The following is an 11,235-nucleotide window of genomic DNA, read 5'->3' as shown; positions in this document are numbered from 1 at the left end:
GCTATATTTGTTCAAATACCTATTTTTTGTCGATAATATCTTAATTTTTTAATCAATTTTTCTTTTAAAGGGGGAAGTTTATCAACGATTTTTTCATCTTCTTTAATAATTTGATAAAGTAAACGACGATCAGTTGTTTCACCCCAGCCACTGGGTTGTCGACCAAATTCAGCAATTAGAACGGTTTTAATACCAGTTTCGGCTAACCAATCAAAAAAAGCTCGTTTTTCTGACTGATTTTCTCCTAAAAATTCATCAAAGAGCAATAAACTACCAGTGTGTAATAAAGGAGTTAGCCAAGATAAAGCGCAATAGGTGGAAGAATAAAGATCGGCATCTAAATGAGCAAAACTTACGGATTTAACTTCTTGGGCAAATTCTGGGGTTAAAGTATCTTCAAAATAACCTTTGATAATTTTAACACCAGCAATTTTAGGGGGTTCACAGGCAAAAGTACCTATTTGTGCATTTTCAAACTTTTCTCTTAATCCTTCAAAAGAGTCACAAGCAAAAATTTTCTTAGAAGGATAACCGACAAATTTTCTATGATATTTTTGGAAAGTCTTGGCAATTACTCTTGTCGAATCACCATAAGCAACACCAAATTCAATGATATTTCCTGGTATATGAGCCGATAAAGCCATACAAAAATCTAAAACTTGAGAACGAGAACTAAAATTAACGTATTTGTCTAAATTTTGCCAATTCCCTATACTCATGGAGGGATCTTGAGGATATTTATTTAATTCTTGTTTTATGTTTAAATCATTCATAATAGATACTAAATTTTAAGATAATTAAATTTTAAAAAACTCTAATTCTCCTAATTTGTTATGTTGAAAATATGCCCATTCATTCCATAAATTATTGAACATATAAGGTTTAATCCCTAACAGATTAAGTTTTAGTAAATCATATAATTCTTTACTTCTGCCCATAACTTGATATTCGGTGATTTTTTCAGTTCTTAAAGGTGCTATTTTTTTATTGTCACCAATCATTTTTTCGAGAAAGTTAGCAACTAAATTTGTTGAATCAGAAAACATCAACTCAAAGGTACTTTCAGTCACAAGCATATCCCAAATTAAATGATATCTTGGCTGTGAATCTAAATTATAAGCAGAGTGTATGCAACCATTGTTAAAAAAATAAATATTACCTACTGCAAAATGATAAATTTCATCTTCAATTAATAATTGAGCTTGTTCATTAGTAATAATTGGTAAATGAAATCTTGCCCTCAGAGAGTAATAATTTTTAGATCCTTCTTGACGATGTCTTACAACAATATGTTCTTCATGGGGAGATAAACCACTTTTTTTCCCTAATCCCATAATTCTCATATTATAAGCATGAGGAAAAGTTTTAGTAAATTGAGCTAAATATGGATATTGATCCTGATAATGAAATGACTTACTTTCAAATTGTAAATCATGATCTGTTGAAGTATCATCAAATTTTCCTGAATGATTAAGTAAAGAAAATTGCATCACATCTCCATAAGGATTTGACCAATTACTTATATGTTCTTTAGACTGAACATTAGAAGGTTGATTGGTTTTAATTAAGTCTATAACTTCATTACTCAAATTAGTGAAAAAGTTTTCTTTAACCTTAAATAACTTTAAACACTTGATGCCCCCTTTATGGTGATTACCTTTGAGTAATTCATTTAAAAGTGTATTTGCTTCTATCATCAATTAGTTAATTTCAGTTTTTCTGATTTGTTTTCAAAAGAAATTATAGCTAAATATAGCAATCAAGAATCAGTCATGAGAAACCTCCTTTGTGTTTCCTCCTTCAAAGACAATCCCCCGCCTTCGGCTGATAGAATTGCTATATTTGCCAAACAATTAATAATGTTTTGTGATGATTCTTTCTGCAAAGTTCTATATTTATTACAATTAAGAGTTATTTGATTACAATATTGTTCATAGTTTTCTTGAATCTGAGAGAATAAATATAGTAAATTTTCTAAATTGAAACTATCCGTATTAAGACAAAACTGTTCCTGATTAATAGATTCCATAAAATCAAAGCATTTGGGTTGATAGTTTAACAAAATTGAAGGGACACTACAACCACAACTTAGTACAGCAGAATGTAACCTTTGCCCGATGACAAGATCATAAGTTTTAATTCGTTCTAAAGTTTTGGCTATATTCTGATATTCTCGCCAAATAGAGATTTTTTGCAAATGATAGTCATTGATTAAAATTTCTACCAATTGCAAATCATAAGAATGAAAAGGTAAAAATTCGATTTGCCAATCCTCTAATAAAAGATGATGAATAAAACAAGCGATTACATCATTTATATAACTTTGTTTTCCCCTAACAAAACCATGACTACCTAAATTAACACCAATAATTTTCTGGCGACTAAAATTAGGTGATCTAGGATGACACAAAGATAAAGCCGGATCTCCAATTACTTCAGGTTTTGCTAAACCATATTCTTCTAAAATTCGAGCGGATTGAAAGCCCCTAACACTAACATAATTCGCATCTTTTATTACCGCAACCCATTCTTTCATTAATTGATCATAGTTAATATCAGGGCGTTGTTGTTGCCAAAATCTAGGATTTCCAACTCCTGTACCAAATACGATAGCGGGTTTACCTTCCTTAATCGCTGTCTTAAACCAATCAAGATAACTTTGCCAATGAATTAGTGTGCCCCCCCCCAAAAAGACGCAGTTATAAAAATTTTCTCGTTTGATTAATGTTCGATACAATAGCATTTCTAAAGGAGGAGATTTATATTTTAGACGATAATCAGGTTCGGTGGGAGAATAATAAATTAAGATATTTAACTTCGGAAAAAGTTGTTTAATGCCTAAATATAAGGCTTCATCTCCTAAGTTTTGATAGCCAACAAATCCCACATAACCTACAATATTTTGTTTTTTTAAATAATCTTGCCAATGATTAAAAGATTGCCCAATTCTCTTGTCAAATAAGCAACTAATTGTTTTAGCTTTTAAACTCATTAAAGGTTCAATAATATTTAATAAATATGTAGTTATTTGCCAATTTTTAATTTTTTTTAATCTTTGATGAATTAATGAATTAATAAAAACTTTTTGCTTTTTAATAATTAATTGAATCCATATTAATTTTGTCAAAAGACTCAATTTATTGGTTAAAGTTTGATAATTATGTTGTCTCATTTCAGCTTTAGTAATATGCTCAATAATTTCAATTTCCGAAGCCAAAAGTTGCTGTTGCCATTTATTAATTGCTTTGAGATCAATAGGTTTAAGAGCTTTAGATTTATTAATCAGGGCTTGTCCTTGACGATTAATTAAAGGACTAGATTTTTGAGATCTACCTTCAATCATTTGTGGTGTATATTCTTCAGCAATAAAATGGCATATTTTTTTTAGAGTTAATTCTGTTTTTGTGATTAAATCTTCATAATAAATACTAATAATTCGTTCTGTTTTTTCCCATTTTTGTAAAAGTTGTATATTTTTTTGCCATGTTTTTGCATGTTGATCTGCATAATTATTTGCCCAAGGCATAGTTAATAATGATGCTGTCACTGCACGAGGATCTCTAATCATCCAAATAATTCGGGCTTGAGGATACCAGTTTAAAAGTAATTCTACATATTGATAGTGATCTGGTGTTTTTTCGCCCCAACGTACTTTATTTATACTAATCGCATATTGCTGTAAAATACTGGTGAAAATCGTTTTCCAGTCAATCTTTTTCTGGTTGAGAATGCGATGGAAAGTAAGTTGAGTATCAATACCGAGATGGTAAAACCGCTCATTTTGAGTAAAATCTTGCCAAAATTGTTGAAAATTAGCTTGATTAGTTAAATCTAAATCAGAATATTTTTGATACCAATATCTTAAAAAGTGAGTTTCCGCAGGAATTGCTATATTAGGGTGTGCGGAAAGCATTGCAGTCATTAAGGTTGTCCCAGAGCGGGGCATTCCAACCACAAAAATCGGCGAATTATTATTTAATTCCATTTATTTATAAATAAAGAGTTAACAATTGCTCAAAAAAGATTAAGTAATTTATATTAATAATCAAGTATATTAGTTTATGAATAATCAATATATTGGCAGTAATTTTGACGAGTTTTTAGAGTCTGAAAATTTATTAACAGAAGTAGAAGCTATAGCTATTAAAAGAGTTATTACCTACCAAATTGAACAAGCTATGATTCAAAAAGGTTTATCTAAATCTGCTATGGCAAAGAGAATGAAAACCAGTCGTGCTAGTTTAGATAGATTGTTAGATCCGGATAATCCTTCAATGAATCTACAAACTATTACTAAGGCCGCCACCACTTTAAATAAAAGATTAAAGTTTGAATTAGTATAGAGAGAATTGAGATTAGAAAATTTCTAATTCTTTAAAAATAGCAAAAATTTCTTCGGCAATAAGAGGATAAAATTCGTTAGGATAATGAACAAAATCAGGCATTTCTGCTATTCCATTTTTTTTCAAAATGTGATCCATATCTACAATAGAAAAATTTAATTGAGAGGAAAGTTCTGCTAACGCTAAATTAAATTCTAAACGCCTAATTCGTTCTGATTTTTTGATAAATTGATAATTATGAGTGGTATCACCCGGATTTAAAGTTAGTAAATTAAACGCTAATATATGAGCATTAGTTTTTTCTGTTAGTAATGTAATTAATTGCCCAAAATTATCTTGAAAATCGGCTACTGTCATCTTCCCAATACTGGTAAAATTTTTTCTAAACCATTGGGCAGTAGGTAAATCTTTTAATACTGAATCCATCGATTGATTTAACCACCAAATACCCGGATCTATTAAAAAACCATGTTCTTTATGTTTATATATTGCTCTTTTATAGTCTCTGCCGATCGTTAAGATAATAACATTTTTGTCAAATTCTTCTTTTCCATTAATCCCTTCAACTATAAAATATGGCTCGAATAAAGTTGTTTTAAAAGAGTCTTCTGGAAGATCTAATCTGTTTATTACTAGTTCTAAAATTTCTGGTGAATAATTGTTTAAATAATTATTTATGAGCATATCGGAGCGAAATTTGCCTATTTTTCTGTCTTGAAAAATGCAACAACTACCTTGCAAAGTTGGTTGAATCATGGGAATACAAGCGAAAATAGCAAGAAGATCACAGCCTTCATTAACATAAATGCCGATTTTATTTTCTTTTCTTTCAGCTTCTTTTGCTGACCAAAAAATAGTATAATTATCTGTGATTAAAGAAGATTCTGAAACTATTTTATTGTTAGTATTTATTTTTTTTTTTCGCTGTGATCGAATTATTTTATCTTCTAATAAATAAAATTGCTGTTTTAAATGACGTTCAATTGCTGTATTTTCTCCGGCTATTGAATGCCATAATTCTAATCCAGGTCTTAAAATATCTTTGATCATTGGCTTTATTCTATAATTAGGGTGTGATGAAATTGGGCATTATTTGAAGAATATAGTGTGACTTAATTAAAGGTAAAATAGTGAGGGTTAAAGCCTTGATCACAAATATAGCATCCTATTTGATTTGTGTCAAAATAAGCCAGAAAACCTAGGAGCAAGAAGCTTAAGCCTCTTATTATGTCAAGTTCTGATAATCAGTTATAAATCAAGTTTGTAGTAATGGATGCACGCCATTTATCCATAAGCCTTAAAAGGTGCAACGATCATGCAGGGCCACCTTTGGTGATCGCGCAGCGCCACCCTTGGCGATCGAACGTATATGTAAAAACATATATAACAGGAATGTTTATTATAAGTATTTAAACAAACTTGATATTAAACAGGGATTACAAAATTTTTTATTACTTTTAAATATGCCACAACCTATTTAGGAATGCTATACCCCTAAAGGGGTAACTACAAACTTTGTTTTATTTAGGTTGATCTACTTAATTTCAAGGCGAATATAGTATCAACAATATTAGTTTAAAATTTATCTTAAAAACTAATTTTTTCTAAGACTTTTAGTTTATCAGAATTAATTTTTTTGTCAGTGGATTTATTCATCAAACTTAAAAAATTATCTGAACGAGTTGTGATTTGGGCAACAACATTCATTAATTCTTGTTCTAAGGAAGGTTCAAATTGAGCAGTTATTTTCGCTTTTTGACTAACGACTTCTCCTAATTGATAATTGGGTAACGCTAAAGAGCGACTGGTTTCTAATCTTCCTTGTAATTGAGAGCTAAACAGAACTTGATTTTCTTTCACAGAATTTGGTTTTTTCAAAGAACGATCAATTGCCCAAGTAGAAATATAAGCCCCATACATCCCCATAATCATTCCGATGGAAAAAATTGGATCAATAAAACTCCCTGCATCCCCAATTAAGAAAAATCCACTACCTGCTAACTGAGTTGAGCGATAAGAATAATCTTGAATCTTAGCAAAACTACCTGGACAAAATTCAGCATTTTCTAAGAGTTGATTAAGAATAGGAATTTCATAACATTTTCGTAAATAATAACTTTCCCAAGATTCTGATTCTGATTTTGCCGTTTTCATAAATTCTAAGGGCAGAATTAACCCCACACTGGTATTTTCTCTTAAGGGAATATGCCAACTCCAACCGGCATCTCCTGTTTCAGGAATAGACGTCATAAAAGTATTTGGACGAAGTTGAAATAGATGTTGATGGGGGTAAACCTGTCCATCTTCCGCTACATATTTGGCATTATTAAAATAGCCCCAAAGACTCATATAACGGAAACCTTGATCCACAACCCTTAAGCCTAATTGTTTGCCAATAACAGCATTTTGCCCACTAGCATCAACAATAAACCGACAAGAAATATTGCCAATACTTTTATCATTTAAATTACGATAAGTAACAATTTGTTGCTCTGTTTCCCCTCGTAAATCAACATTTAAAACCGCCACTTGTTCAAATACTTCTGCCCCTTGAGTTTTACTATTTTCTAGGAGTATATGATCAAATCTGTCTCTTTCCACATGAAAAGCAGGGCGAGAATAGCCAAAATCTTTGAAAGCCATTTGTCGAATAACTCCTTGCCACATTACGGTGCCTCCTGCTTTTTGTACAAAACCTTCATTGGCAATTTGTTCACTAACTTGGGCTAAATCCGTATATTTCCAAAAATGGGGAATTAAGTTTTCTCCTATATGGGGGCGAGGATGTTTTAGTTTTTCTAATAAAACTACATGATAGCCTTTTTGACTTAAAAAAGTAGCTGACATACTACCTGCAGGTCCACCACCAATAACAACTACGTCACAAGATTGAGGAATGATCATAGGTATATTTTTGAAAATTGCTTTAAATTTTAATAAATTTTGCCTTATTTTAGTAAATATTTAGTTCTATTGCCACTTAGTATTCTAAAACTACTTTGTAGCGTATTGCGTAAACTGACGCATGCATGAATGGAGAATGAAAGCGGATAACAATATCTTCTTTTGGCACCCCCTTTTGAATAATTCTTCAGCAAAATATCTTAACTCATCAAAATTTTTGGGTTTGAAACCACGTCTAAAGAATCCTCGTGGAAGACAGCCCGATGGAGTGTCAACCTAACAGACAAATACTCTTTCTAATTTCTAATAACCTCTATCCTCTAAATTGATTACTACTCGAAAATTAGTTAACTGATCTAAATTTACAGAATTAATATTGTCAGGTATTAGTTCATCTTTTTCAGTAGTTAAAATAGCTAATAAATCACCGATATTAACTTCTTTTTTTTCTGGAATATTAATTAATCGGAGAAAACCAATATCAGAAACACAAATTTTGAGTTTTTCACCAGCAATAATAAATTTTGAAAAGCGATCGCCTTGATTAGATGAACCAAAAAGAATATCTATTGGACTTTTATTCCGATTAAGTTTTTTCTTTTTTTCTATTTGTATTTCACAAAGTTCATCTCCATAATCTACCCAATCTCCTACTTCTTTATACCAACAAATAATTCTTCCTCCTTCAATTTTTTTATTGATTATTGGCAAAGTTAATTTAAACAGCATTTTATTTCTCCCTGTTACCCATTTGAACTAATAAAGGACGATGTTCAAAAAAACCAACATCTTCTAATACTCGCACAAATTCTATAGCAATTAATTGATACCCTTGCGGAGTATATTCTAGGATTTTAACTAGATATTGATTTGCTCCTGATTCGGCCAATATTTGATCTACATCAATAATAGAAATACCTGTTTCTGAAGACAACTTTAATAACGCTAAATTTAATTTTGTTAATTTTAGTGAAAGAGACTCTTTTTTCTCATAATAGTTATAAATCATCTCATTTGGATCTACTGTACAGGCATTATAAAAAATAACATAAGCCTCTGTTTTTTCTTTTAAATATTTAATAATTTGACTAAAATTTTCCTGAGATTGATTAGGGGTAAGAGATGGTGTTAACTCAAAATCATTGATAAACTGTTCTTTTTTTCCTTGATGCCATTTTTCTTGCCAATCCTCTGGAGGTGCAATTAATTAACCTGTTTCTCGGTGTTGATAAACAGTTTGTTGAATTTCTGGCAAAATTGAAAACACAATAATGTCTAATTCTTTTAGTTGTTGCTCCTCACAAAAAATTGTCTGTAAATTCTCCTCTTTTATCCCTCTCTTATCACCCTTAACAAGGGGAGGGATTAAGGATACTTCACTTTTGTTTGATGGGGAGTTAGGATGAATAAAATTGTTGATTTTTTGTAGTAAAATATCTGAACGATCGCCTATTTGTGAATGTATTTTTAGTTTAAATTTGTCCTGATATTTTTCTGTGATTAATTCCTCTAAGAAAGTTAAATTGTTCTGGTGATTAGAAGGTAAAAATCTTAAAGAATTTACTACATCATCTCCTTGAATTAAAATATTAATAGTGGATTTTCCTCCCATAAGTGGTGTTTTCATTCTTTTTCATCTATTTTCGTTTTTAGTTATTATGATGGATTAAAAGCATTAGCGGTGAGATTACCAAGTAATTTATGTAACAAGTGATTGGGATTTTGTTCTATTTCGGTGACAATTTTTCTCATTTCCTGAAGAACAGAAGGTTCATCTTGATCATAAACGTCTCCAGATAATAATTTAATTACATCTAAGCGATGACGAGGATCAAAAACAAATCTAGTAAAAAGCACATTTAAACGATAATAAAGTGAAATAAATTCATACCAATTTTTAGTTCCTCGTTTCAAAATACTTTCATATTGTTCAAAATGCTTTCGTCTAAATTTTCCTTGATCTAAATTCCCTTCTTGAAAAGCTCGAATAATATCATGACTAGCAAATCTAGCACTATTAAGAGCAACACTAACACCAGAAGAAAAAATGGGATCGACAAAACGCGCCGCATCTCCCACTAAAATCCAACCATCGCCACAAAACTGCTTCATCCCATAGCTATAGTCAGATTCTTCTTTAAATGCTCTCAACTGTTTTGCTTGTTTTAACTTGTCATAAATTTTTGGTTGAGTTTTGACACAATCCCAGAAAAATTCTTCTCTTTCTTGTTTCTTTTTACTAAAATGTTCTTTTTGTGTCACCACTCCAAAACTGGTAACAGTTTCACTAATCGGAATTTGCCAAATCCAACTATTAGAAATGGGTAGAAAATGGATAAAAGTATAGTCTTTTTGTTCGGTTTCACCTCGATCGAATCCTTCAAACCAAGTATGAATGGCAAATTGATTAAAAACAGGATCTTTGATTTTCAAGTTTAATTGAGACCCTAATATTGTACGACGACCACTAGCATCAACCACTAATCTTACAGATGTTTCTCTAGTTTTATCGTCTTGAGAAGTAAATATTTTAGGGTTTTCATTTTCTGAAAATTGTATATTAGTGACTCTAACACCTTGATAAACAGTTGCTCCTAGTTTTTCAGCGTGTTCTAAAAGCATTTGATCAAATTTACCTCGATCGACATGATAAGTATAATTACTTATACTTTCTGAGGTTTTTTGTTCATCAAAGCGAATATCTACTGCATAATCTGGAGGCATCCCTTCAAAATTATGACTATAAATTTTATTATTGTATGCTGTCCAAGCAGCCCCGTATTTATGAGGAAAACCAGCTTGTTCCATTGTTTCTAAGAAATTTAGCTCTTTAAATACTCTATTAGTAGCAGGAACTAGAGATTCGCCCACATGAGGACGAGGGAAAATTTCTCTTTCAAAGACTACACAACTAATATTAGCTTGAGATAAATAAGAGGCTAAAGTTGAACCTGCAGGTCCTCCGCCAATAATACCAACTTCAAATTGAGGATTATTAATATTCATAATTTTTAAATTTAATTTCATGGATAAAATCTTAAATTTTTAGGCTAATTTATTCTCAACGAAAGATGTAATCACATCAAGGGTTGCAAAATTTTCAGCAATAACTTCTTGAGGTTCGACTTTAACTTGAAATTGCTCATCTAAAAAACTGATTAAGACAAAAATCCCTAGTGAATCGATAATTTCTTCTTCGATTAAAAGAGAATCATCGTTTAATTCTAATTCGGGTTTATCATAAAGAAATTCTTGTTGGATATAGTTTTTAACTGTCTCTTTGATGCTTAATTGATTCATTATTTTAAAAAACACAACAATGATTTGATAATATTTTTATTATTTACAACACTCTAAATAAATAGCTAAAGTTGGCATATTATATTGGTTTTGTTTTAACTCAATATTTGTGTATTTAACATTCACAATATTCCATTGATCCTGAAAAATATTTTTCAGATAATTTTCCTTATCTTTTTGCCGTTTTTTTAGCTCATCTTCCATTATTGGTAATTCATCAATTGTACATAGTTTATAAAGTAAAAGAAAATGTGCTTTTGGTAAAGCATAAGAGGTCATATGATTGACATAATTTTGATGAAAACTAGGAGGAATTCCATGAAGACAACCTCTATCTATAAAATTATCAAATTCAGGAACAGATGATGAATTATAGCAAATATCTAAAGTTTTAAATTGTAAATTAGAAGATATTTCACTCCATTTCAAATTGGCTTTTTCAATTGCTTGTTGAGCATAATCAATTCCCAAAACATTGAACCCTTTTTCTGCCAAATATGCGGAAACTTCACCACTGCCACAACCAATATCAAGAACTCTACCATTCTGTTTAAACCATTTTTCTTCAACTGCTTTACTAATTTCTGAATTAATATTATTTCCGGTAATTTGCCATTTAGGAGAATAATTTTCTTCTGACCATTTAGTTTGCCATCGTTTCTTTTTTTTGTTATATTCATTAGTTTTA

Annotated in this window: 12 protein-coding genes; 1 reads left to right on the top strand and 11 read right to left on the bottom strand. The window is 30.6% G+C overall.

Features of this window, described 5'->3' with window-relative positions; all coding sequences use genetic code 11:
* Positions 1-11: 11 nt before the first annotated feature.
* From FWJ34_RS06185 to FWJ34_RS06175, 3 genes are all read right to left on the bottom strand, one after another.
* Positions 12-773: a TylF/MycF/NovP-related O-methyltransferase gene (locus FWJ34_RS06185; protein WP_308254450.1), complete on the bottom strand. Its 762-nt coding sequence runs from the start codon at positions 771-773 to the stop codon at positions 12-14.
* A gap of 24 nt (positions 774-797) precedes the next feature.
* Complete coding sequence (locus FWJ34_RS06180) at positions 798-1,697, bottom strand: aspartyl/asparaginyl beta-hydroxylase domain-containing protein (RefSeq protein WP_308254449.1); 900 nt, start codon at positions 1,695-1,697, stop codon at positions 798-800.
* Positions 1,698-1,759: 62 nt separating this feature from the next.
* Positions 1,760-3,985: a sulfotransferase gene (locus FWJ34_RS06175; RefSeq protein ID WP_308254448.1), complete on the bottom strand. Its 2,226-nt coding sequence runs from the start codon at positions 3,983-3,985 to the stop codon at positions 1,760-1,762.
* Between the two features lie 76 nt (positions 3,986-4,061).
* Between FWJ34_RS06175 and FWJ34_RS06170 the strand changes: the two genes are divergently transcribed.
* The gene (locus FWJ34_RS06170) at positions 4,062-4,343 is read left to right on the top strand and encodes a helix-turn-helix domain-containing protein (protein ID WP_308254447.1); all 282 of its coding nucleotides are present in this window, start codon (positions 4,062-4,064) and stop codon (positions 4,341-4,343) included.
* Between the two features lie 12 nt (positions 4,344-4,355).
* Here FWJ34_RS06170 and FWJ34_RS06165 read toward each other — a convergent pair whose 3' ends face one another.
* From FWJ34_RS06165 to FWJ34_RS06130, 8 genes are all read right to left on the bottom strand, one after another.
* Complete coding sequence (locus FWJ34_RS06165) at positions 4,356-5,393, bottom strand: hypothetical protein (protein ID WP_308254446.1); 1,038 nt, start codon at positions 5,391-5,393, stop codon at positions 4,356-4,358.
* 537 nt (positions 5,394-5,930) lie between these two features.
* Positions 5,931-7,247: an NAD(P)/FAD-dependent oxidoreductase gene (locus FWJ34_RS06160; protein WP_308254445.1), complete on the bottom strand. Its 1,317-nt coding sequence runs from the start codon at positions 7,245-7,247 to the stop codon at positions 5,931-5,933.
* Positions 7,248-7,550: 303 nt separating this feature from the next.
* Positions 7,551-7,976, bottom strand: a complete 426-nt coding sequence (locus FWJ34_RS06155) for a hypothetical protein (protein ID WP_308254444.1) — start codon at positions 7,974-7,976, stop codon at positions 7,551-7,553.
* Position 7,977: 1 nt separating this feature from the next.
* Positions 7,978-8,256: a hypothetical protein gene (locus tag FWJ34_RS06150; protein WP_308254443.1), complete on the bottom strand. Its 279-nt coding sequence runs from the start codon at positions 8,254-8,256 to the stop codon at positions 7,978-7,980.
* 198 nt (positions 8,257-8,454) lie between these two features.
* The gene (locus FWJ34_RS06145) at positions 8,455-8,874 is read right to left on the bottom strand and encodes a hypothetical protein (RefSeq protein WP_308254442.1); all 420 of its coding nucleotides are present in this window, start codon (positions 8,872-8,874) and stop codon (positions 8,455-8,457) included.
* A 29-nt stretch (positions 8,875-8,903) separates the two neighbouring features.
* The gene (locus FWJ34_RS06140) at positions 8,904-10,253 is read right to left on the bottom strand and encodes an NAD(P)/FAD-dependent oxidoreductase (RefSeq protein WP_308254441.1); all 1,350 of its coding nucleotides are present in this window, start codon (positions 10,251-10,253) and stop codon (positions 8,904-8,906) included.
* 39 nt (positions 10,254-10,292) lie between these two features.
* Positions 10,293-10,547, bottom strand: a complete 255-nt coding sequence (locus FWJ34_RS06135) for an acyl carrier protein (protein ID WP_308254440.1) — start codon at positions 10,545-10,547, stop codon at positions 10,293-10,295.
* Positions 10,548-10,586: 39 nt separating this feature from the next.
* A partial coding sequence (locus FWJ34_RS06130; protein ID WP_308254439.1) for a class I SAM-dependent methyltransferase occupies positions 10,587-11,235 on the bottom strand: 649 nt, incomplete at its 5' end.

The organism is Geminocystis sp. GBBB08, from assembly GCF_016743215.1.
Classification (GTDB): Bacteria; Cyanobacteriota; Cyanobacteriia; order Cyanobacteriales; family Cyanobacteriaceae; genus Geminocystis.
Note: the sequence above shows the minus strand (reverse complement) of the source record. Positions and strands in the feature narration are given on the sequence as shown.